This is a genomic window from Mycetocola manganoxydans, assembly GCF_003667545.1.
Taxonomy (GTDB): domain Bacteria; phylum Actinomycetota; class Actinomycetes; order Actinomycetales; family Microbacteriaceae; genus Mycetocola_A; species Mycetocola_A manganoxydans.
In genome coordinates this window covers 1-22,885 of record NZ_RCUV01000010.1, presented here as the reverse complement: position 1 = coordinate 22,885, position 22,885 = coordinate 1, and the positions used below count along the sequence as shown (strand labels likewise).

The 22,885-nt window shown below is 60.9% G+C and carries 20 protein-coding genes; 7 read left to right on the top strand and 13 right to left on the bottom strand.

The features are described 5' to 3' along the window. Nucleotides 1–168: 168 nt before the first annotated feature. Complete coding sequence (locus D9V29_RS10200) at nucleotides 169–1,848, bottom strand: hypothetical protein (protein ID WP_121673225.1); 1,680 nt, start codon at nucleotides 1,846–1,848, stop codon at nucleotides 169–171. After that, nucleotides 1,845–2,714, bottom strand: coding sequence for a site-specific integrase (locus D9V29_RS10195; protein WP_183084978.1), 870 nt, complete (start codon nucleotides 2,712–2,714; stop codon nucleotides 1,845–1,847). The genes D9V29_RS10200 and D9V29_RS10195 overlap by 4 nt, the downstream gene beginning before the upstream one ends. Before the next feature lie 132 nt (nucleotides 2,715–2,846). Between D9V29_RS10195 and D9V29_RS14785 the strand changes: the two genes are divergently transcribed. Further along, on the top strand, nucleotides 2,847–3,125 hold the full coding sequence (locus D9V29_RS14785) for a helix-turn-helix domain-containing protein (protein WP_147436261.1): 279 nt from the start codon (nucleotides 2,847–2,849) through the stop codon (nucleotides 3,123–3,125). A 714-nt stretch (nucleotides 3,126–3,839) separates the two neighbouring features. Here the strand turns inward: D9V29_RS14785 and D9V29_RS10185 are convergent. Then, a complete protein-coding gene (locus D9V29_RS10185; protein WP_121673222.1) occupies nucleotides 3,840–4,721 on the bottom strand; it encodes a site-specific integrase in 882 nt (293 codons plus the stop codon). Nucleotides 4,722–5,097: 376 nt separating this feature from the next. Here D9V29_RS10185 and D9V29_RS10180 point away from each other — a divergent pair, with 376 nt between their 5' ends. The 5 genes from D9V29_RS10180 (at nucleotide 5,098) to D9V29_RS10160 (ending at nucleotide 9,650) form a co-directional block, all read left to right on the top strand. Continuing rightward, complete coding sequence (locus D9V29_RS10180) at nucleotides 5,098–6,075, top strand: PstS family phosphate ABC transporter substrate-binding protein (RefSeq protein WP_220699946.1); 978 nt, start codon at nucleotides 5,098–5,100, stop codon at nucleotides 6,073–6,075. Nucleotides 6,076–6,112: 37 nt separating this feature from the next. Beyond that, nucleotides 6,113–7,069, top strand: coding sequence for a phosphate ABC transporter permease subunit PstC (gene pstC, locus D9V29_RS10175; protein WP_121673220.1), 957 nt, complete (start codon nucleotides 6,113–6,115; stop codon nucleotides 7,067–7,069). A 32-nt stretch (nucleotides 7,070–7,101) separates the two neighbouring features. Next, entirely contained in the window at nucleotides 7,102–7,965 is an 864-nt protein-coding gene (gene pstA / locus D9V29_RS10170) for a phosphate ABC transporter permease PstA (protein ID WP_229790523.1), read from the top strand. A gap of 138 nt (nucleotides 7,966–8,103) precedes the next feature. After that, nucleotides 8,104–8,874 carry a phosphate ABC transporter ATP-binding protein PstB gene (gene pstB / locus D9V29_RS10165; RefSeq protein ID WP_121673258.1) on the top strand — a complete coding sequence of 257 codons (771 nt, stop codon included), beginning with the start codon at nucleotides 8,104–8,106 and terminating at the stop codon, nucleotides 8,872–8,874. Nucleotides 8,875–8,987: 113 nt separating this feature from the next. Beyond that, complete coding sequence (locus D9V29_RS10160; RefSeq protein WP_183084976.1) at nucleotides 8,988–9,650, top strand: winged helix-turn-helix transcriptional regulator; 663 nt, start codon at nucleotides 8,988–8,990, stop codon at nucleotides 9,648–9,650. On the opposite strand, the gene D9V29_RS10155 is transcribed toward D9V29_RS10160, so the two are convergent. The 7 genes from D9V29_RS10155 to arsB are packed head-to-tail and all read right to left on the bottom strand — an operon-like array spanning nucleotide 9,647 to nucleotide 15,605. Continuing rightward, nucleotides 9,647–10,630 carry an arsenate reductase/protein-tyrosine-phosphatase family protein gene (locus D9V29_RS10155; protein ID WP_229790522.1) on the bottom strand — a complete coding sequence of 328 codons (984 nt, stop codon included), beginning with the start codon at nucleotides 10,628–10,630 and terminating at the stop codon, nucleotides 9,647–9,649. The genes D9V29_RS10160 and D9V29_RS10155 overlap by 4 nt on opposite strands. Before the next feature lie 9 nt (nucleotides 10,631–10,639). Next, on the bottom strand, nucleotides 10,640–10,975 hold the full coding sequence (locus tag D9V29_RS10150) for an ArsR/SmtB family transcription factor (protein WP_121673216.1): 336 nt from the start codon (nucleotides 10,973–10,975) through the stop codon (nucleotides 10,640–10,642). 58 nt (nucleotides 10,976–11,033) lie between these two features. Next, a complete protein-coding gene (locus tag D9V29_RS10145) occupies nucleotides 11,034–12,383 on the bottom strand; it encodes an FAD-dependent oxidoreductase (protein WP_121673215.1) in 1,350 nt (449 codons plus the stop codon). Between the two features lie 18 nt (nucleotides 12,384–12,401). Further along, entirely contained in the window at nucleotides 12,402–13,385 is a 984-nt protein-coding gene (gene trxB, locus D9V29_RS10140) for a thioredoxin-disulfide reductase (protein WP_229790520.1), read from the bottom strand. After that, complete coding sequence (locus D9V29_RS10135) at nucleotides 13,382–14,050, bottom strand: arsenate-mycothiol transferase ArsC (protein ID WP_229790519.1); 669 nt, start codon at nucleotides 14,048–14,050, stop codon at nucleotides 13,382–13,384. The genes trxB and D9V29_RS10135 overlap by 4 nt, the downstream gene beginning before the upstream one ends. A gap of 7 nt (nucleotides 14,051–14,057) precedes the next feature. Continuing rightward, nucleotides 14,058–14,468 (bottom strand): arsenate reductase ArsC, encoded by a 411-nt coding sequence (locus tag D9V29_RS10130; RefSeq protein ID WP_121673213.1) that lies wholly within the window; start codon nucleotides 14,466–14,468, stop codon nucleotides 14,058–14,060. A gap of 27 nt (nucleotides 14,469–14,495) precedes the next feature. Beyond that, nucleotides 14,496–15,605 carry an ACR3 family arsenite efflux transporter gene (arsB, locus tag D9V29_RS10125; protein ID WP_121673212.1) on the bottom strand — a complete coding sequence of 370 codons (1,110 nt, stop codon included), beginning with the start codon at nucleotides 15,603–15,605 and terminating at the stop codon, nucleotides 14,496–14,498. Nucleotides 15,606–15,699: 94 nt separating this feature from the next. Between arsB and D9V29_RS10120 the strand changes: the two genes are divergently transcribed. Next, on the top strand, nucleotides 15,700–16,050 hold the full coding sequence (locus tag D9V29_RS10120) for an ArsR/SmtB family transcription factor (protein ID WP_121673211.1): 351 nt from the start codon (nucleotides 15,700–15,702) through the stop codon (nucleotides 16,048–16,050). Between the two features lie 1,307 nt (nucleotides 16,051–17,357). Here D9V29_RS10120 and D9V29_RS10110 read toward each other — a convergent pair. The 3 genes from D9V29_RS10110 to D9V29_RS10100 all read right to left on the bottom strand — a co-directional run bounded on the left by D9V29_RS10110 (nucleotide 17,358) and on the right by D9V29_RS10100 (nucleotide 22,327). After that, nucleotides 17,358–18,296 (bottom strand): hypothetical protein, encoded by a 939-nt coding sequence (locus tag D9V29_RS10110; protein WP_147436260.1) that lies wholly within the window; start codon nucleotides 18,294–18,296, stop codon nucleotides 17,358–17,360. Next, on the bottom strand, nucleotides 18,293–21,076 hold the full coding sequence (locus D9V29_RS10105; protein WP_121673208.1) for a hypothetical protein: 2,784 nt from the start codon (nucleotides 21,074–21,076) through the stop codon (nucleotides 18,293–18,295). The genes D9V29_RS10110 and D9V29_RS10105 overlap by 4 nt, the downstream gene beginning before the upstream one ends. Before the next feature lie 543 nt (nucleotides 21,077–21,619). After that, a complete protein-coding gene (locus tag D9V29_RS10100) occupies nucleotides 21,620–22,327 on the bottom strand; it encodes a hypothetical protein (RefSeq protein WP_147436259.1) in 708 nt (235 codons plus the stop codon). Nucleotides 22,328–22,885: the final 558 nt, after the last annotated feature.

Here is a 22,885-nt window from a genome sequence, read left to right as displayed (position 1 = left end):
CGAGCTGATCTAAATGAGCAGTTCGGCCTTCTTTGTTTGCTATTAGGGCACCCGACTTGCGCCGACTGTTCCGGTTTGGTCTGTTCTTAACGCGAAAACCCGCTTATCGGGCGCGACGGGGCGTCCGGTAAGCGGGTTGGTCTTGCGAAAGGGAGTGGCGCGGAGGAGTTACTGCGGCGGTGCCGGGATGGCGGGACTGTGCTCCTCGGAGAAGAAGCGCTTCATGACATCGACGCGGCGCGGCGCGCGGGTGCGGGCCTTGCTCGGGACGGGGTCGACGACGGACCGAATGAAGGTTGCGATCTTCCGAACGTTGGCTGAGACGACGGCCAGAGTGCTCGCGAGGAACGCGAATGTGTATCCGCGGCCAGGTCGCTTCCCGGGATCCGCGAGGCCTTCGGCGTTCGAGTCCTTCAAAGACTTGTTGAATGATTCCACCGTGTTTCGCAGCGCGTACCACTTCTTCCACGGCTTGCTGTTGTATTGCAGGTGCTGACGGTACTTCATGCCTGCGCTCGGTGGAATCGTGAGGCTGCTCGGGGTTTTCGGGGCGCGTAGGTGCTTCTGGCTAACGGGCTCGACGGCGGAGTAGGAGCCCACGGGAGGGTAGGAGAACCGCTGGTAACCTTCGGGGTCGGGGCGGCCCTTTGGCTTGAGCATGTATGGAATGCGCGCCTCGAGACGGCCATTTCGCGTTTTCTTATCGATCCGACCGTTGCGGGAGTCCGCTGTTGCGTTGATGAGGGTTTGTGGCATGTACTTCACGTACCAAGTGCCGTCAACCAAAATGGCGTCTTCGTGCCATGCTTGCAGCCCGAGCTGAGTCTTTTTGTAGTCAGCGACAAAGATCCAACCCATAGCTCGGGCCGGAGCCTGGAGTTCTTCGGGGCGCGCGCTGGGAACGTACGCGCGGTCCGACATGAGGGTCCCGATCGCATGGCCACGGTCGCGGATGGAATTCAAGAGTAGGAGCCCCTCACCCCTGACTTTGCCCGGCTGATGGAAACCAACGGCTGAGGCGACGAGAGGGAACTCATCAGGGCCGTCCGGTGTGTTGCGAACCCAAACGCCAAGCTCGAGTTCATACGACCAGATTTCGGTTCGGCGGCCTGTGCCACCGTGGCTACCGCCACGGCGCCAGTAACCTGCGAAAACATCGATGCTTCGCCTCTTCTTGTGGTCCTTGCCCTTTCCGGGATTGCCGGCCTTACCGAGGATGTCAACACGCGTTGCGTCGATCGCCAGGTTGCCCTTGTAGCGACGCATCACCTCTCTTGGCATGAGACTGACGGAGCCTTCGACCAACTGGTTGCACATCCATCGCATGCGTGTTTCCTTGAGATCGCACATGGGCTGGTCAAGTGCCGCGAGAAGTTTTGCGAACTGATTCTTTTTGAGTTTCTTGTGGCGCGGGGCCGGTCGAGAGTCGACCAATTTGATCAGCTTCTGGGCGCTCCTCCATAAACGGTGGAACCATTCCTTCTCAGATCCTTCGGAAGCTTTGATGCCGATGAGGGCAAAGTCGCCCGGTTCAAGGCGGTTGGCAAGAGTCTCCGCCATCTTGGTGAACACGACGCCGCGGCCATCAAGCACGTGCATGAGAAGGACGATGAGGACTGCCTGCATGCTGATGTCAGCCTTTCGGCCAGCCACGCCCTTGCGTTCTTCAGCGAACCACTCTTCAAGCACCGGGCCGACCCCGGAGCGCTCGACGATCCGTTTCGCGGTCGTGATGTACGCAAGCGGAAATCTGCCGTACTGGTTGTCCTTGTACTCGTCCAGTGACATGCCAAAGGCTTCAAGCATCCAAGCCTCGGCTTTGCCAGCGTCGACGTGCTGAGCGCTCATCGCGTTGCCTCGATTCGGAGACGACGGCGGTAGTCAGCGGTGTCCAGCTCGGGGATGTACTGGAGGTAACGGCTGAGGTTCTCGAACTTCGAAACTCCCGCCGCTTTCATGAGCCCCTTCATCGGGGTACCGGCCGTGAGGTGGGTCAAGATCCAGGTCGCACGAAGTCGGTCGCTACGCGGGTGCTCCACCCCGTCTGCTTTGTCGACGAACGCGCTCAGCACGTTCCTTGAGTGTTTGCGAGTCGGTGCACCGAAGACGAGATGGCCTGCCGCAGTGTCGCCTAGACCTCGGACCAACCAACTTTCCCACTCGGCGAGAAGCGGGATCACCCGCACGTTACCGGACTCAACTTGAACCAGGATGCCGTCGGCATCGATCGAGACGTGTTCCCTCCGCAATTCGGCCACCTCAACCGCTTTGAGACCTGCTCCTCCACACAGGGAAAGCATCATCGCCGCCTTGCGTCGTCTGGTCTCTGTACTTTGACCCATGGCCCAGTTTCGGAGTCGCGCGAGCTCTTTCTCCGAGTAAGGGGCGATGCTCGCGCGGTCGTTGAGCGGTTTCATGGCGAGCGGGCTGCATTCCGGTACGAGGACATCGGAAACCCGGAGAAGCATCGACCGGTAGTTGCGCAGTGTCCCCTCGCTCAGCGTGCCGGACGCGGATCTGATGAAGTGCTCGATGGTTTCGCGCTGGAAGAGTACGTCTGCTTCGAGCGGCAAGCCTGCGTCACGCCAAGCCCACAGAGTGTACGTGGCGACAGGTGTAAGCAGACGGTGAGCCGTGTAGGCCGTCGACGGCGCCGCAACCGCCACGCTGTCGCGGACGAATGGTCCTACTTCGCGCCAGTACTTGTTCTTCATACGCGGCTTGTAATTTTCCATCTGGGCGAGCGACTCCTCAGTGCAGTGTCGATAAGTATCGACAACCAGTGCACCATCCGCCTCTGACATCGGGCCGTCGAAGCGGCCGACAAGGCTTACTAGGCTTGAGCCATGTCCCCGCGTCCCGGCCGTCCGTCCCCAGCGCAGCTGTGTGTCTCGTGGCCGTATGTCGCTAGCGACGACCCGGTGGCGGAGGCTGCTCGCCTTTTTGCGAGGAACGTCGTGGAAGCGATGGGCGGTCGCAGCTACCGCGAGATCAGCAGGCTGAGCGGTGTCCATCATGAGGTGTTGAGTAGCGTTGCCGCCGGCGAGTCCTGGCCCGACTTGGTGACCATCGTCCGTCTGGAAGAAGCTCTCGGAGAACCACTTTTCCCGGCCAAGCGCGGCTGATCGGAAGCGGGCCCGCGTCGCGGGATCGAGTGCGGTGTCGTAGTTGATATTCACATAGCGGCTATTCCGACGAATCAGCATGTGGTGCGGTCACACAGGCCAATTGCAACGGTTTACCGACAAAATACTGAGTATCTGCCACAACTTATTGGTTCCGCTGAGAAGTCTTGTCGAATCTCGCTATGGTAGCGACGTGTCTCAAGCCTCTAAACGCTCCACCTATCAGCCGCGCGATCTGTTTGACGAACCGAAGCGGTTCGGAAAAGGAGCGCAATGGCTCCGCCCGGCGGTAGATGTCAAAGAAGGGGACGCTCGATATCAGGCGGCTCAGTTCCAGCACGAGTTTGCGCACCGACTCAACCGAGCAATCCGAGATAGCGGTACATCGGTCTACGCCTATTCGAAGGATCCTCGGACAAGAGGAGGAGTCGTCCATGACAGATTGTCGCGACAATTGCGGGGAGAGACGACATTGCAGCTCTTCGACCTCTTCTTCTGGTCCCAACGGTTTGAGTCCATCCGAAGATGGCTGGCTGAGTTTCCATTCGGACACGCCAACGCGAAGGCGCCGCCTGTCGGCGGGGGAGCCGACGCCCTCCTGCCCCGTTGATTGTCGAGCGCTAGAGAAGCCCGACGATCGAACGCGATGCCGAGACCGTCTGTCCGCGGAATCGGTATACGTGTGGTTCCGGGTGAGGCGCCGATCGTGGCGTTCTAAGTTCGGAGCAGCGCGCGGGCGTTGCGTCCCGGTACCGCAGGAACAAACTGCATAAACCGCGTAAACGCTTCCAGCGACTGAACCCCTGCCGCTTCCATCAATACACCCATCGGCGTCCCAAGCGTTAGATGCTCGACGATCCAGGTCGCTCGCATGCGCTGACTTTGCGGACGGAAGTCGGGTCCGAGACTTTTTTCTATCAGGCCGTTCAGGAAGTTGCGTGAACTCGTCGTTCGTTCTGGCCGGATGAAATAGTGGTCAGCTGCTGCGAATCTCGCATGATCGATTAGCGGCTCTTCCCACTCGCGCCGGATCTGCACCGTCCTCGGTCGTTTATTCTCGACAACGACTTGCACACCTTGGGCGTCAATCCGGATCGCATTGCCACGTAGATCGGCTATCTCACCGGCTGCTAGCCCGGCCCCGATGCCAAGGCTGAGGACGCTTCGCGCATCGCGTCGTAACTCCTCGGTTGCCTGAGCAGCGGCCCACGATTGCAACCGACGGATGTCTGACTTTACGTACGGGGCGGAGGGGTCCGCTGATGAGAGCGGTTCGGCAGTTCGGGGGCGATCTAACGCGGTCCGTATGGCACGAAGTTGTGCCCGCTGGTTCGAGCGGCTCGCGTCCGTATAGCCGGGAAGACCATTGGCGATGAACGACGAGATCCTGATCTCCGTTAGAAGGTCATCAGGATGGACCGGCAGATAAAGATCGATCGACCAGTTGATGATTTGCGTCAAAGCGCGCTTGAGCTCAGCACCCGTGTATGGGGTGGAGCGAGCTGCGAAAACTGCCGTGTCAGTGGCGAAGCTTTCGATTTCATCGAGCCAGGCTGCTGACCCATAGGTCAGATCGGGCGAGTCGGGCTCAGGCATCAGTTCATTCTATTCATCGACTTATACGAGCTGTTTATGTCTGCATGTTCCCAAGTCAAAGAGGGGGGCTTCTTATCCCGCAAGCGGGAGCCCTCAACGGAACACTGAACGGAAAGGCCACCGTACCCGAGGGGGCGGGGCAGTTTGGCTACTCGGCGCGGCTGCCTGTGTGTCCAGCCCTCCACCAACAGGTGCCCGCCGGCGCATTCATCACTCTGCCGTCATCAACATTGACGCATAGACGTTCTTCTATCGAAAGCGATTCGTTGCGTATCGTTAAGGTGCTGTTCATATAGACAGCCTTCTATCGGTTAAGACGGTTCCGTCATCACATTCAACCGACGCGAAGCGATTCGCGAACTTGAAGGGCCACACAGTGTCGAAGAAATCCATCCGAATTCTGGGATTGGCGGCAAGCCTCAGCGTTGCCGCACTCCTGCTCACCGCCTGTGGCGGGCAAAGCTCAGGTGCAGATAACGCCAATGCCGAGGCAGGAGGCCTCTCCGGCTCGGTCACAGTTGACGGCTCGTCGACTGTCGCTCCGCTCAGCGAGGCTGCCGCTGACCTCTTCCGGGATGTCGAGCCCGACATCAATGTCACCGTGGCCACCTCCGGCACAGGCGGTGGATTCAAGAAGTTCTGCGCGGGAGAAACCGACATTTCAAACGCATCGCGCGAGATCAAGGAAGAGGAAATCGCCGAATGTGAGGCCGCCGGTATCGAGTACACCGAGATCGTCATCGCCAACGACGGTCTCTCCGTCGTCGTCAACCCGGAGAACGATTGGGTCGACTGCCTGACGGTGGAGCAGCTCGCAACAATCTGGGGCCCTGAGTCAGAGGGCGAGATCACAAACTGGAACCAAGTCGACCCGTCATTCCCTGACATTCCTCTCGGCCTGTTCGGTGCAGGCACCGATTCAGGAACCTTCGACTACTTCACGGATGCCATCAACGGCGAGGAAGGCGCGATTCGCGCTGACTACAGCCCGTCAGAAGACGACAACATCACCATCCAGGGCGTCTCCGGCGACGAAGGCGCTATGGGCTTCTTCGGCCTGTCCTATGTCGAGGAGAATCCCGACTCGGTGAAGGCACTGGAAATCGATGGCGGTGCTGGATGCGTTGCCCCGACCGCTGAGACCGTTCAGGACGGCACATACACACCCCTCGGCCGCGAGCTTTTCATCTACGTAGCGAACGAGTCGTATGCCGACAAGGAGCAGGTTCGGTCGTACGTCGACTTCTACGTCGAGAACGAAGCTGAAATTGCCGAAGCCGCTCTGTACATCGGCCTGACCGAGGAGCAGAAGACGACAGCAACTGAGGAGCTGGCTTCGCTGGTCTCCGAGTAACCCACCACCACTCAACCTCGACTCCGGAAAGCACACAATGAGCTCCGTAGCGACGAAGGCCGGTCCATCCGAAAGGGTGGGCCGGCCCCCCGCCATTCCGCAGTTCGCGGGACGCCCTCGGTATGGCGAAAAAGTCATCCGCTTCGTTCTTCGGATCGCCGCCATTCTCACCGTCGTCATCACGGTGGGGATCCTGATCGCCCTTATTGTCCCGTCACTAGGCTTCTTCAGCCAAGTGAGTGTGGGTGAGTTTCTCTTCGGTACGCGCTGGGCTCCGCGGTTCGCCGAGGCATCCTTCGGTGTCATCCCACTCATCACGGCAACACTCTGGACGACCACGATTGCCCTTCTCGTGGCCATACCGCTGGGACTCGGAGCGGCTATTCTCCTCGCCGAATATGCATCGTCAAAAGCGCGCAAGACACTGAAGCCAATTCTCGAGATACTCGCCGGCGTCCCGACAGTGGTCTACGGCCTCTTCGCGCTTCAGTTTGTCCAGGCCACCGTTCTCCGCGACTGGTTGCAACTGGACACCGGGGCGTTCAGCGTCCTCGCGGCGGGTCTCGTCATGGGCGTCATGATCGTACCGACGATCGCCTCGATCTCTGAAGACGCAATGTCCGCGGTGCCGTCTGCACTTCGCCAGGGGTCGGCCGCTCTGGGAGCCAACAGGATGCAAACCACAATGCGTGTCGTGTTCCCGGCTGCACTATCAGGAATCGTCGCCGCCATCGTCCTCGGTATCTCGCGCGCCATCGGCGAGACCATGATCGTGGCGATCGCCGCTGGCAGTCAGGCTCGGATCGTCACCGGTCCCCTGGAGCAAGGACAAACGATGACCGGGTTCATCGCTAACGCAGCCCTGGGTGATTCCCGCGTCGGATCGATCGAATACGACACGCTCTTCGCCGTCGGTCTGCTGCTGTTCGGGATCACTCTCATCATCAACGCAATCAGCATCCGGTTCGTCCGCAGATTCAGAGAGGCCTACTGATGGTCAGCACTCAGACTCTTAAAGCCAGTGATTTGGCTTCGTCAGGCCGGGGCGAACGGGGAGTGAAGTCGCTCGTCTTCATGACTCTGCTGTGGCTCAGCCTCGTCATCGCGATCCTCTTCCTGATGACGTTGATCACGAACATCCTGTTGGAAGGTTTCGCGCGCCTGACTCCGGCCCTCTTCACGGAGTACCCGGCGTCCGACCCGGATCGGGCGGGAGCCCGGCCCGCGATTCTTGGATCGATCTGGGTGATCGCAACGACGGCAGTCCTTACGATTCCTCTGGGTGTTGCGGCCGCGATTCATCTGGAGGAGTTCGCGGACAAGAAGCGGTGGCACAACCGGTTCATCGAACTCAACGTGCAGAACCTCGCCGCTGTGCCATCGATCGTCTACGGTTTGCTCGCCCTCGCTTTCCTCTCAGCAATCGGAGTCCAGGACAAGAACATCGTCATCGGCGGGGCCTTCGCTCTCAGCCTTCTTATCCTCCCCGTCATCATCATCGCTACACGGGAGGCGATCCGGTCGGTGCCGGAAGAGATTCGGCAGGGATCACTCGCTCTCGGAGCCAGCCAATGGCAAACCGTGTGGCGTAATGTCCTCCCCTCGGCAGTACCCGGGATCGCCACCGGCTCCATCCTGGCGTTGTCACGGGCTATCGGCGAAGCGGCGCCCCTTCTGCTTCTAGGCGCGCTAGTGTTCGTCAGTTTTGACCCCAACGGACTCCTCAGCGGTTTCTCCACCATGCCGATTCAGATCTTCAACTGGACCGGGCGCCCGCAGGAAGGCTTCCACGAACTCGCCGCAGCGACCAGCATCGTGCTGCTCGTTCTCCTCGTCGTGATGAACGGCATCGCGATCTATATCCGCAACCACTTCCAGACACGTTGGTGACACATGACTTCTATAGACAGGCCAGAAATGACCACCCAAGATCTCCGAGACGACGAACCAGAAGCTCTCCACGAGCTCGCCATCGAACTCGAGCGCAAAGCACGAGCACGCTCGATCCCCGATGTTCCTGTCGGCGTCATGAGCTGTAAGGACGTCGACGTGTACTACGGCAAATTCAGGGCGGTGACTGGAGTCAACCTTGAGTTCGGGCGGAACGAGATAACTGCACTCATCGGCCCGTCCGGGTGTGGCAAGTCGACCCTCCTTCGATCGCTGAACCGCATGAACGACCTCGTTGACGGCGCTCGTGTTGACGGTGATGTTCTTTTCATGGGTGAGGACATCTACCGCAAGGGTGTCGACCCGATTGAAGTCAGGCGCCGGATCGGAATGGTGTTCCAGAAGCCCAACCCCTTCCCTAAGTCGATCTACGACAACATCGCATACGGCCCGCGGGTCACCGGCATGAAGGTGGATTCGATGGACGACCTGGTCGAGGAGGCTCTCACCAAAGCCGTGCTCTGGGACGAGGTTAAGGACAAGCTCAAGCAGTCCGCATTCGGGCTCTCGGGTGGTCAGCAGCAACGTCTGTGCATCGCTCGGACGATCGCCGTGAAGCCCGATGTCATCCTGATGGACGAACCGTGTTCAGCCCTCGACCCGATCGCGACAATGCGGATCGAAGACCTCATGCAGGAACTCCGTCAGGACTACACAATCGTCATCGTGACACACAACATGCAGCAGGCAGCCCGGGTCGCGGATCGGACGGCGTTCTTCACCGCTCTGGCCGATAAGGGGACCGGGGACCGCACCGGCGTGCTGGTGGAATTCGGAAGAACGACGCAGATCTTCGAAGACCCGCGTGATCAGCGCACAGAGGACTACATCTCCGGGCGCTTCGGATGACGCAGGTTCGGCCGACGAAACGGGGGGACTCGGCCGCGGCGGAGTTTGCGTATGCGCATGCTGGTGCCACCCACATGGGTCTGCCGACTCTGAGATGGCCGCTAAGAGTACTGGTGATCGATTCGGCCACCGTCATCACCAGCGATGCCCCGGAGGCGTTGTTCTCACGGGGCATCGACCTCATGCCCTATTCAGAAGGCACCGGTGCTCTCATCGGTCTGTTGAAGGACGAACCTGCCCTCGTCGTGGCCCCGACGGATATGGCAGAGATCGATCTTGTCCGGTTCGTCACCGCCGTCGTCACCTGGACCGAGATTCCAGTGGTCGTCGGCCTGGGCAGTGAACCGGGAGCGGGGGAGCGTGCATTCCAGGCGCTGGAGGCCGGAGCTCGATCGATTTTGGCGCTGCCGTTCAACGCTGACCAGATCTCCATGGCGGTACGTCAGATGGGGTTCACGGCTGATTCGTCGACAGTCTCGATGCGGATCGGACCGCTCACGCTTGACCCGCAAGCTCACAGGCTCACCGTCGACGGCAATGACGTCAACGTGACGCCACGCGAGTTTGAGCTTCTGCGCTACCTCATGAGAAATCATCCTCGAGTGGTGACTGTCGAAGAATTGACCCAGGCTGCGAACATCTACGAAGACAGCACAGATGCGGCGACGCGGGTACACCTCACTCGGCTGAGGAAGAAGCTCGACGGCGTGAGTATTGCGGGTGGACCGTCGGTGCTGGAGAACGTGCGAGGACTCGGCTACCGGTTGCGCGGCTAATTCGGTCGAACGGCGATGTTGAGCGATCGCAATAGCCCCTCGACGCGAGACTGGATTTCGTCGCGAACGGCGCGGATGCCTTCTGTCGACAGTTCAAGTGGGTCCGGGATAGCCCAGTCCAAGTATCGTCGACCGGGGTAGACCGGGCAGGCGTCGCCGCAGCCCATGGTGATGACGACATCCGCTGCCTGGACAACTTCATCGGTGAGGGGCTTCGGAAATTCCGAGATGATCGGCACTCCGATTTCATCGAGGGCGTCCACTATCCGTTCGTCGATCTGGGTCGCGGGTTGTGAACCTGCCGTCCGCACGTTCGCCCGGTCGCCGGCCAGTTGGCGAAGAATCCCGGCTGCCATTTGTGAGCGCCCGGAATTTTGTACGCAGACGAAGAGAACCTCAGGGGCCCCGGTCAGGTTGAATCCGTTCGCGGTCGCGAGCGCCCCCAGCCTGTCGGTAGCGAATCGACTGGTTAGCGATGGAAGGTGACGGGTGACGGTCGCCCGCTCGCTCAGTAGCGCATAGCTTTCGGCAACGTAGCGGGTCACGGTCTCGCGGGAGAAGTGGCTGCTGAACCGATACGCGAGGCGCTCGGCGATCTTCAGGATCACGGGAGGCAACTCACCGGGTGGCGGCGACGCGGCGCCGGTCGCGACAGGCTCCTGATAGCCCGACTTTCCCCTCAGCAGCCGACCAAAGCGCACCCACGCGTCGGGAGAGGGGCGGAATGTCGGACCGGCACCCCCCGGGCCGATCTCGACCAACCCGGCAGCGAGAAGCTCGGCGAGATGGCCGTCGATGGCCGCGACTGATTCGTCTAGCAGCTCGGCCAGGCTTGCGGAGGTGTGCGTGGATTCCGGGTCGGTGACGAGCGAGCTCAGGAGGCGCAAGCGATCAGGGTTGGCCAGCGCCGCCACCTGTTGTGCACGGGCCGCGGCGGTGGTCGGGTCCATGGTCAGTGGACGACGTGGATAGTCGTTCACAGCGCCTGCCTAGCGAATGAGATCGGCGATGTCGGCGCGGCGAGATTCGACGATTGAATACCAGGCGTTTCGGCCACGCTGATCGCGGGCCAAGAGACCGTCACCGACCATGATGCGCAGATGATGGCTGACCGTAGGCTGTCTGAGTCCCAGATGCTGCGCCAGGTCACCGACGGTGATTTCTCCGTCCGGGCTGTGAGAAATGATGCTGAGCACTTGAAGACGTGTGGGATCAGCGACAGCCCGGAGCGTCCGGGCAAGAGTTTCCGCCTCGTCGCGACCGAGCGAGCCAGCTGGGGCGCTTGAAGCTCCGGCTGTGTCGAACTCGCGTGCAGGAGAGGCCATGTGCGGGATTCTATTCCACGTGAGTGAACAGGGGCGGTCCGGCCAGCCATGAGCGTTTCTACCGGCAGCAGGCAGAGCCTGAGGCTTCCGGGCTCGACTCGCCGTTCTCCGTGGGTGCTGCGGTGGAACAGACACCGGTCTCGGGTAGAACGAGTTGAACCTGGCGGGCGGCACCATGGTTGCCGGCAAGCTCATCAGCAATCGACCGGACCTGCTCGTAACCGGTGAGGAGAAGGAACGTCGGCGCCCGGCCGTAGCTCTTCATTCCCGCGATGTAGAAGTTGGGTTCCGGGTGTGCGAGTTCTGCAACTCCGTGCGGATACACGGTCCCGCAGCTGTGCATGTTCGGGTCGATCAGTGGTGCGAGGGCGCGCGGTGCCTCGACGATCTCGTCGAGCGACAGGCGGATCTCGCGCAGCATCTCGAGGTTCGGTCGGAAACCGGTGGCGTTGACGACCTGGTCGGCCTCGATGATCGAGGTCTCGCCACGACGGCGTCCGCGCACCTGGACGCGATCATCCGTTGCTGGCCGGAGATCATCGATCTCGAATCGATCAACCAAGGCCACCTGACCGCGGCGAACGAGATCGTGGACAGAATCGCCTAGTTGACCACGTGCTTCGAGTTCGTCATTCGTCGATCCGTACGCCCGCACGGGGCTCGCACCGCGGATCGCCCAGGTGATCGAGGTGCGGTCGTCTTCTCGAGCAAGCACGGCGAGTTTCAGCAGCGTATTAGCCGCTGAGTGACCTGCCCCAACAACGAGCGTGTGCTTGCCGGCGAAGAGCCCTCTATCTGCGCCGAGAACGTCGGGAAGCGCATGCGTGACGTTCTTTCGGATGCTGTCCGGGTCGATCGGTGGGAGCCCGCTAGCGGTGAGCCCGTTCGGCGTGCTGTAGGTACCTGATGCGTCGATCACGGCGCGAGCGAACTGTTCGAAGGTTGCTCCTGCGCTCTGGACACGGAGAAGGAAGGGGGTACTTCCGCGGCCGGCGGAGCGAGTGCGGTCCATGCCCTGACGGCTTACATCGGTGACGGTGCTCGAATACCGGATGCGTGGGGCCAGTTCCGGGGTTGCAGCCAAGGGGAGCAGGTAGTCGTCGACGAGTTCGCGACCAAACGGCAGCTTCTTGGCGGCAGGCGCTTGCCAGTCGGTCTTGTCGAGGAGCCGGCCGGCTGCTTCGTCGACGAGGTACTCCCAGGGTGAGAACAGTCGCGTGTGGCCCCAGGCCGCGACGGATGCTCCGGCAGACGTCCCAGCCTCGAAGACGATGACGTCAACGCCACGCTCGAGTAGTTGGGCCGCAGCAGCTAGACCGACGGGTCCTGCACCGATGATCGCGACCGGTAGACCGTCGAGCTTGCGGGACGAGGGGGCAGTCAGCGTTGGCAGTTGTGCGAGGGTCATGGTTCGTCTCTCTTCCTTCTAGCGGGCGACGGCGTCGTCGAGTACCGCTGTTTCCTGCTGCGGGTAGCTGGCGAGTCCGCTCACGGCTAGATAGTGCTCGGCGTCGGCAGCTGCGGAGCAGCCCGTTCCTGCCGCGGTGATGGCCTGGCGATAGCGGTGATCGACCAAGTCCCCACAGGCGAAGACACCGGTCAGGTTGGTGTGGGTGGTGGGGTGGTCGACGATGACGTAGTTCTCGTCGTCGACGGTGACCTGTCCGAGCACGAGTTCGCTTCGAGGGTCGTGACCGATCGCGATAAATAGGCCGGTGGCATTTAGCTCGGACAGTTCACCGGAAACAGTGTCACGGACCGTCAGCCCCGTCATCTTCTCGTCGCCATGCGCTTCAACCACTTCGCTGTTCCATCGCGTAATGATTTTCGGATTCGCGAAGGCTCGTTCTTGCATGATCTTGGATGCGCGAAGACTGTCCCGGCGGTGGATAAGGGTGACCGTGTTGGCGAACCGGGTAAGGAACATTGCTTCTTCGAGAGCGGAGTCTCCGCCGCCGACGACGACGATGTCCTGATTGCGGAAGAAGAACCCGTCACAAGTTGCGCACCAGGAGACACCTCGACCAGTGAGGCGTTGTTCGCCTTCGATGCCAAGCTTGCGGTAGGCGGAGCCCATGGCCAAGACGACGGCATGCGCCGAAAACGTGGTGCCATACCCTGTTGCGATCGTTTTCACGTCTCCATCTAGGTCAAGCTTGACGGCGTCGTCGTAAACCACGCGAGCTCCGAAGCGCTCGGCCTGCTGTCGCATGTTCTCCATCAGTTCCGGACCCATGATGCCGTCGGGGAAGCCCGGGAAGTTCTCGACCTCTGTGGTGTTCACGAGGGCACCGCCCGCCTCTACAGAGCTCGTCAGCACGAGAGGGCTCAGGCCCGCCCGCGCCAGATAGATGGCTGCTGTATAGCCAGCAGGGCCCGACCCGACGACGACGACGTTTTCGATAGTCACACTTGTTCCTTCGGGGTGACGGCGAGCGAGGCGAGCATGCCTTCGACGTTGGATTTGATCTGGTCCCGGATCTCGCGAACCACCTCGATGGGCTGGCCTGCCGGGTCGATGAGTTCCCAGTCCTGGTAACGCTTGCCCGGGTAGATGGGGCAGGCGTCTCCGCATCCCATCGTGATGACCACGTCTGCGGCCTGTACCACGTCGTCGGTGAGGGGCTTGGGGAAGGCCTCGTCGAGGTCCAGTCCGATCTCAGCCATCGCCGCGACGACGGTGCTGCTGAGTTCCCGAGCGGGTGCAGAGCCCGCCGACCGAACGTGAACGGCACCGCCACTCAGCGCCTGCGTGAGCACAGCGGCCATCTGACTGCGTCCGGCGTTCTGTTCGCACACGAAGAGCACTTCGGGAACCGAGTGGTCGAATGCACCTTTTGCCTGGGCGAGCGCGGTCAGGCGGTCCGTCGCGAAGTGGACAGTGTTCGTCGCCAGGTGCGCCTTGACGGTTGCCGTGCGCAGAAGCGCCGTATACGACTCGAGAACGTAGCGCTCCACCGTCTCTTGATTGAAGACCCCGGCGAACTTGTCGGACAGGTCAACGGCGAGTCGTCGGAGGTGTTCTTCGGGGTAGGTCAGCCCAGGCAGACCACGGCGGGAGCTCACGTCAAGCATGATGCGTCTACGCCTTCGCCGGGAGGATCTCGGACAGCAGCTGCTCGATGCGAGCCTTGATGTCGTCACGGATGGGGCGGACCGATTCGATGCCCTGGCCTGCGGGGTCTTCGAGTTCCCAGTCTTCGTAACGCTTGCCGGGGAAGATCGGGCAGGTGTCACCGCAGCCCATGGTGATGACGACGTCGGAGTCTTTCACCGCTTCGGTGGTGAGGATCTTCGGAGTGTTGTTGGCGATGTCGATGCCCTCTTCGGCCATGGCTTCGACAGCGATCGGGTTGATCTGGTCTTTCGGTTCTGAGCCCGCAGACAGCACCTCGACTTGTCCGCCTGACAGAGCGGTCATGTAGCCGGCGGCCATCTGGGAACGGCCGGCGTTGTGAACGCAGACAAACAGGACGGACGGTTTCGCACTCATCGGATTCTCTCTCTTTCGGGGTGGGATTTAGACCCGGTCCGTGACCGGGAGCTCGGATTCTACGCTGGCCGGGGAAACAACGGGGAACATGCGTGGGCGGAGCCACAGCGCGACGTAAACCAGCGCGACAAGGACGGGTACTTCGATCAGCGGGCCGACGATCCCGGCGAGGGCCTGGCCGCTGGTCGCCCCGAAGGTGCCGATCGCGACGGCGATCGCGAGCTCGAAGTTGTTTCCTGCTGCCGTGAACGCCAGCGTCGTCGTGCGTTCATACGACAGCCCGATCAGCTTGCCGAGGACGAAGCCGATGAAGAAAGTGGCCGTGAAGTACACCAGGAGGGGAACAGCGATTCGCACGACGTCGAGCGGTCGGTCGATCACCTGCTGGCCTTGAAGGGCGAACAACATCACGATCGTAAACAGCAGCCCATAAAGGGCGAACGGGCCGACCTTCGGGAGGAAAGCGTCTTCGTACCAGGCCCGACCACGGGTTCTCTCGCCGATTTTCCGGGAGAGGTACCCGGCGAGCAACGGGATGCCAAGGAACACAAGCACGCTGAGGGTGATCGCCCAGATCGAGAACGATGCGCTCGTGGTTGGCAGGCCCAGCCATGTCGGAAGAATCTGAAGGTAGAACCAGCCGAGGGCCGAGAACGCGATGACCTGGAACACCGAGTTCACGGCGACGAGGAACGCTGCGGCTTCACGGTCCCCGCAAGCGAGGTCGTTCCAGATGAGCACCATCGCGATACACCGGGCAAGGCCGACGATGATGAGACCGGTCCGATACTCCGGCAGATCCGGAAGGAACGCCCACGCCAGGGCGAACATCAGGGCGGGTCCGAGAAGCCAATTCATCACCAGCGACGAAATCAGGAGCTTGCGATCGCCGGCGATAGCACGAGCATCGGAGTACCGGACCTTTGCGAGCACCGGGTACATCATCACGAGCAACCCGATAGCGATCGGAACACTGACCGATCCGATCGAGAAGCTGTGCAATGCCTCACCGAATGCCGGAATAAAGACGGCTAGAGCCAGCCCGAGGGCCATCGCGGCGAGAATCCAGACCGGCAGAAGTCGGTCAGTCGCTCCAAGTCTTGCGGGCTGTGGGTTGGCGGGGTCAGGCGTCGACATTCAGCTCCGTGGGTATCGGTGATAGATTGATCACTGTCGATACACATTCTGACTATTGCATTGACGATTGTCAATATAAGCGGAGGCTGTCCACATGTCGTTAACGGAGCTGTTGCCGATCACTGACCTCAACGACTGCTGTGCGCCGATAACGCGAGAGCCGATGAAGGCCGACGGAGCGGAAAAGCTTGCCCGCTCCCTGAAGGCATTGGCTGACCCGGCGCGTCTGAGGCTGCTATCCATTGTCGCCTCGCACGAGGATGCCGAGGCATGCGTCTGTGATCTCACCGAGCCGCTCGGCCTGAGCCAGCCCACCGTGTCGCACCACCTCAAGGTGCTCGTCAGTGCGGGCTACCTCAACCGTGAGAAGCGCGGAACCTGGGCGTACTACAGCCTCGCGCCGCACGCCCTCGAAACCGTCTCTGGGCTTCTCGGCGACCTCTGACCTCTAGCCCGGCCGCGTTCGCGAGAATCGTCGAACCGCTGCGCCGGTAGGCGCGGTCAAGACTGGACGGTGTCCCGCTAGCTGGAAGCCTCGAGGCTCCGAACGCGTACGCGGTCGCTCGCAACGGCACCCTGATTGGCGTGATCTTTGAGGACGGATCGCTTTCCCTTCTCGGGCCTCGATTGACGGGCCGGGAGCGCACCTTCGTCTGAGCGTCTTGCCTTGATGCGATCGCTCAACGGAACCCTCTGCGGGGACCCTCAACAGGAACAGTCATCGACGACGAGCCGGGCGGCCTTCAGTCGGTGCACCCGCACGTGCGAACGCTGCCGCATCCCAGAAAGGGCGTTGCCGACTCAGAGACCCTGGCCCCCAACGATTCAGGCGCTTAGGCTGAGGCATCAGGAGGTGACCGTGAACCTATTCAACCGCGGACGATCGGATTCAACACTCCGAGATCTCGTCCGAATCTCACGCCGGGAAGGCTGGGATTCCGAGGACCTTCGTGGATGGCTGAACGCTCCCAACAGTCGATTCGATGACGACCAGCGGCCAATGGACCACCTTCAGACGCACCCCGAGGCCGTGATCAGCGCTCTTGAGCAGACCATAGCCGACAAGTGGTGACTTCGGATGCCGGTCTTCAGCGGCCGGCTAGCGAACGATGCTCTTGGGTCGCCCATCGGCGTGAAAGTCTTGTAGTACAGATCGGTTGAGCGCGTAGCTTCTTCGCAACGCGGCAGAGAGAGCGGCCACGAATCTCGCCGGGACTGTGACTCCAGAGAGAGACGCGGAGCTCCGGGGTGCCGCACGTGATTCAGCGGGTTTGCCTTTGTTCTTCCGTCCGTCTTCAGTGTCAGAGTTGCAGTACCCAACGACCGATTCGGCGAAGAAGAGCGGGGATCTATTGGACACGGAGATCAACGCAATCTACTGGTAGTAGGCCTCGAAGTCGATGCGAAATGTCGCCTCGCAAAGTCCACGGGCGTTCGATTGTGCAAGGTATTCCCGTCGCCAACCCTCAACCGGAACCCTCAGCGGGAAGGTTGTGGGGGTCGTTCTAACATCACGGGAGGCCTTGCGGTGCTTTGGCACATTCGTACCTCGTTTTGGGTGGTCCTCTTAGCGGGACGAAAACCTTTCGAGCCCATCTACAGGACGTCCCTCTTCAAACGCTCAGTGGAACACCCAGCGCGATCATCGCGATCAGTTTATTCTGGCGGTGGCGGCGTTTTCCTCGGCGCTCCTGGGGGCCCATCAGTGGGTCGCCGAAATGGATCGGCAGGAGGGAACACGCCTTTCCGCAATCACATCGGGTTGGGCGTCCACGTGGCGTCGTCGAGGCGAGCGATATCAAAAGTCGAAGCTATTTTGGCAGGCATCTGATTGAGCCAAACAGTTTCGTCTGGGCTCCATCCAGCGATCATCGTGTTGCCCGTTCTTGCTGGGATCGGAATTCCTGAGAGGTCAAGGTAGGCCCAGGTGGTGAGATGGATGCCATCGTATTCAGACGCGAGCTTGGCCCAGTTCGGAAGCCACCAGGTGGTGGCGGGGCGTTTACTCCGTAAGGCAGGAAGAGGGAACGGCTGGTAAATTGGTGCCCTTTCGCCCCAGTTCTCGTCTCGGGAGATCGAAACGTCCAATGGCGCGGAGTCAACCAATGCGACCCAATCGGACGCGGACGAGATTTCGTAGATGCGCGCATCTGAAGGAATAGGTGAGGCCACATGGATCCGGGCGCGGTTGCGTCCCATGTCGTCCTCGTCGGCGACGAGATGAACGGCCGGCGCGAAGGGCGTTGACCGTGATGTGCGGATCACAGAGGGCCCTAAAGGTGCCGACCACCACGGCCCGTCCCCGCCTTCTTGGCTGGCTCGAAGCGTCCATTCGCTGAGAGCTTCGGACAAGCCGCCCTGTCCTAGTGGCGTGGGGTCGTCCTCAAGCCACTCAACAATGCGTTGATCGACTCGGTCAATCGGGGTATCCCACCACACGGTGCTGTCGCAGTTCTCGAGAACGGAGCGCACAACGTCGGGCACAGCGGACGACGGTTCAAACGGCGGGTGTGGCGTCGACTGATGGAAATAGTGCGTCGCGTTTGCGGCACTCCACAAGGCGCGCCACAGTTGCGCCTCCTCCGGCGGGTTCTTCTCCCAGAATTGCCGATCCGACGCGCACTCCAGGTCCACATCGTCACACAGTGCGCCGACGAAATACTCCCATTTGGTCGGACGCACTGGCTTCACGCTCCGCACGGGATTTCCCGGTGTTTCGAAATTCCCTGCACGAAGTACTGTTTTCCGTTATATGTGATCTGAGATCGCGCAGAAGCAATCCACCATGTCTTTGTTTTTCCCACGCAGGGAACGGACAAATTTTTCGTCTTGAACGTGTTCACGTACGTTCCGCTTGATTCGGTCACTGGGCCGCCCTTGCTCAGTGTCCAGTGCCAGAACATATAGTGCATGAGAACGGTCGTGATGACCTTGACCTTCTTGCCTTTGTCACACCAGGTATAGCCTTTTGCGCCGACCGTTTCCTTCCCCGTAGAGCTGCGTGCGTGGGGGTGCTGTACTTCGAACAGGCATGGTCCGTACTTGAATCCGCGAAGGCCGACTTCCGTGTCATCACCATCTTCTTCCACATAGGGAACCGAACCCTCCGAGACGAGCAGATCTTCACCCGCCGTGGGGTCTCCTTCAACAATGTCGGCGCTAGCGATGAAAGTCCAGATTGGGGATTTGAGGGTGGCTGTGGTTCCGTAATAGTCAGTGGCTCCGGTGATGTGAACCTGCCAGTAGTAGGTCTCACCCGCCGAAAGGAGCCCATCAGGAACTGTGAACGCGTCGGCGAGGAGGTCGCTCGTCACTACAGGGTTGCTCATGTCAGGCTGTGCGCTCACCGTGTACTGCCGGGCGGCCGTGTCGGGTAACACGTGGGTATCTTCGGCGGCCACTGAGACAGCAAGAACTGGGGTCACCGAGGCACTGCTGCCGTTTGCCGGGAGCCCAGACAGTGTGGCTTGCGTCCAGTCGCCGGTTGAGAATCGGTAGGTGGACGTGAACTTGTTGCCATCAACGTCTGTACGGGTGGCCGTAATCAGGTGCTCGCCATTCGCGACGGGGATATTCACCGTCGCGAACGTGGGAGCCGGGGCCGAAGAGGCGACTTCCACTAGATCATCGTCGTCCACAATGTATGACAGCATCTCGCCCGCCGACGCTGAGACACTGATCGTGCACGCAATTGGAGTGACAGTGGGCGCTGTCCAGCTTTCGTTCTCAAACGGGGCTGGACAGGCGATCAACGGCGCCAAGTTGACCGAAAGGTTGTTAGACCACTTCCCGCCGTATTCCTCAACACCATCCTTCGTATATACCGTCCACACGTATGAACCGCCGTCCTGGAGGGCGCCGACAGGCGGGGCCCACGTCGGCGCATCCAGCCAGTCGGAGGAGGTCGTTGCGTCCGACCCATCGGCTGCTGTCACCTCGAACCTATACTTCACCGGCTGGCCCGCCTTGTCGGTGACAGTTCCGGTTGTGAACGTCGGCTGAGTCGTGCCAACCTCAGCATCATTCGCTGGGGTCGCCGTTGCTTGGGCGGGCAGACCGGGCTTGTTCGTTTTGAAGTTCGCGACCGCCGAGGATCGCACTGTCGAGGTTCCCAAGACTCCGTCAGCGGTGTCGTGAATCTCAACTTTCCAGTAATAGGTGGTGTCCGGGTTCAACTTGCCGACAGGGACCCGTGCCTCGGACTTCCCAATACCGGTTGTGCCAACCCAGCCGGATTCCCATACCTTTGACGCGTCGACGTTCGACGTGGTGCCGACTTTGAACCGCCATGTCACCGGGTAACCGCCGGCAGACGTCGCTCCTGCCGATGTCAGCAGTGGAGTCTGACCGACGACCGTTCCATTTAGTGGTGTGGAGGGCGATCCGGCGGTTGGGAAGTCCTTGTAGAGGATTCGCGTGTAGAGCGACTCCATGCGCTTGTAGGTGAACTCCGAGTTCTCCACCCCGCGCATTGCGAAGTATTTTCCGGTCGTCCGGGCGTTTACCCAGTCCGACACTTGCCTTGACAGGCGTGAATCGTGAGCGGTTGCATTGCCGGTACCGATTACGAAGGGGCTGAGGACTGCGCCATAGCCGCCGTAGCTGACGGACGTGCCGACGTGAACGTAGTTGGTGCGGGTCGCGGTGGACGAGTCACTTGCGAAACCACCGAAGTCCAACGCAACGTCCAACACCTGCTTGCCGAACACTGCTGGATAGTTGACCAGCGCTGAGGTTCGCCAGATCCCGTTGCTCGTGTTGCCGACCTGCACGCCATACCAGGAGTTGGCCTGCCCGTTCGACTTGAACGTCTTAACGTCTGAGCTACCGTACGTTCCTTCCGGGTCAACGAATACGGGGTACACGCGGTCCTTTTCATTGAGCCAAGTACGGCTGGCATTCAACGTCAGCCGCCACCGGTCACCGTCGCGCTCCACCTCGGCACCGACGTTGCGGGTCGCGTTCTCCCGTTCCTGGCCGTCACCCGCGGAATCCCACATGTGCGGTGCCGGGATTACCATCAGCGGAGACCCATCCGCCTCGCGCAGCTCGATCATTCCCTCATCGGTCACGACCATGTCGAGACCATCGGTGTCGATTAGCCATTCCCAGCTCGCACGCCCATCGGAACCCGGCGCTCCATGCAGCTCGAACAGCTCTTTGACACCGCCGGTTGTGACGTCGAAAAGCAAATCCGTATCTTCGAATACCCCCGGGTACTCGACCTGAGAGTGTTCGCCCCACGGTAGAAGGTTGCGGGACAGCTTCGCGTCGGAAGCGTCGACAAGCGAAAATGACACGTCGTAGCCGCCCTTGGACAGGCTCAGCACACCCGCGTCGCTCGCCGTTTCGGCGAACCTTGGGTGCAGCGGATGCTGTTTGACCTCTCCCCCACCGATACCGAAGACGGACCAGGCACCCACGCCGTCAACTGCGGTCTGGATTTCTTCCCACTCACCGTTAACCTCCATGTTCAACGGTTCCTGCGACAACTGAACCAGCTTCACCCCGTCGCCGACGTCGAACGTGTTCTGAACATGTCCTGGTCCACAATCGCCGACTCTGGCGGCAACGGGTCGTTCACATCAATGACCTGCGAGGGAGTTGTTCCCTCGGAGGCAGCGACCGATGGCACCGGCTCAACCCCGTCTTCGGATCTCTCAGCGGACGTCGCGGGTGTTACAGACCCGCCGACCAACGCCAATGACACCAGGGCCACGAGGGCAGGACGAAAGAACGAACGGGCTGAAAGTCTCACAGCTCTCCTTGAGAGGTCAAGCGAAATCGCCGGCCAAAGAGCCGTAACACCAGAACATACTGGCCGTCCCCAGCGCTCACCGAGTCGTAGGGTACCCCCAGTTCGAGCAGTGGACCGGGAGCCGAAGATTGATTCGTGGACCTAAAGTTGCTAGTTGGGGCGCCTGCCCTCAAGTCGGACGTCTAACGGGTCAAGCGTCGAGATACTCGTCCCATACCGCCTTGGAGTAGGAGTCCTGCTGCGCGGGATGGGCCTCTCAGGAACCGGCCGAGATTTGAGCTGAGGGAGCAGCAATGCGCCAGGCGCGAATGATCTCCGCGCCGATCTCGACGTCTCTTTCGTTCGAGTTGCTGGCCAGCAGTAATGGCTGGCGGCCGTCGTCGAGGGTCAGTTCTACCGTGTAATCCACATCGCGGTTCATAAGCATGGTGAGCACCAAGCTTGGCCACCACCGCAGCTGGACCGCGTTGACGGAGACGATCGATAGACGCGAGTATCGGCGGGACCAGAAGTAACCGCGCGCGATCAGGTGCGTCGGCGTCAGCTCCACCCCATGTAGCGGACTGCGCAGAATCATCCAATTGAACGCTGCCACGAACGCAGTCATCAGGACCGCGATCGGGAGCGCGATCCACACATCCGTCGGGGCAGTGGAATCCCAGCCCAGCGCCGAGGGAATCAGGAACAGTGCCATTGCCACCAGCACTCCGCAGAACGGAACCGCAACGACGTTCCAGACCCGGAAGCGTCGCCCGAGGGGCCAAACCAACGCGGAGCCCGAGCCCGAGCCGTTAGCAGTCCGGGCCCGGATAGCAGGCGGCGGCACCAGCAGCAACGTTGCCGCAGCCGCCCAAAGCACGAGCACCGCCCCGGAGATCGGGATGTCGAGACCGAACGAGTAGCCTTCGTCCTCCACTCCCCAGACCAGAATGGAGCGGATGATCAGCACGCCACCCGCTGCCATACCAATGAGCATGATCAGGGGCGAAAACCGGAACAGCCGCCAATACAGTGTCGGTGAGATCGCCCATCCTGTCCCGTTCCCTCGCGCCTCGCGCATCTCCTTCCTCACTGGACGAGTGCGAACCGGAGTGTTGGGCTGGAAGTCATGCTTCAGAGATTAGCCCGGGCGGAGCCAGTAAGGCACGAGGCGCTGGGCCCCTCTCCAAGGCACAGTTCGCGATCAAGCTGTGCGCAAGCGGCCTGGCTGGAAGGTTGGGCGTCCACATCTCTTGAACGGTGGGCTAAGTGACGTGTTCGTCCAGCTTCCTCGCTGACCGCACGGGCACCTGCGAAAGCTCTCATCACCGCAAGCGGGACCTCTACGGACACAGAAATGGGGCCACACCCTCGAACCTCACAGAGTGGCCGTGACGTGTCACTGGGGAACGCCTTACGGGACAGACTTAGCCCGTGTTTCATGCTGCCCTTTCAATTGGTGGATCAAATCTTGCTGGAAGCCACTGACGGCGAGGTTCGCTGTGAGGCTTCGCTCAGGCGCACCCGTGCACACTAGAAGCCC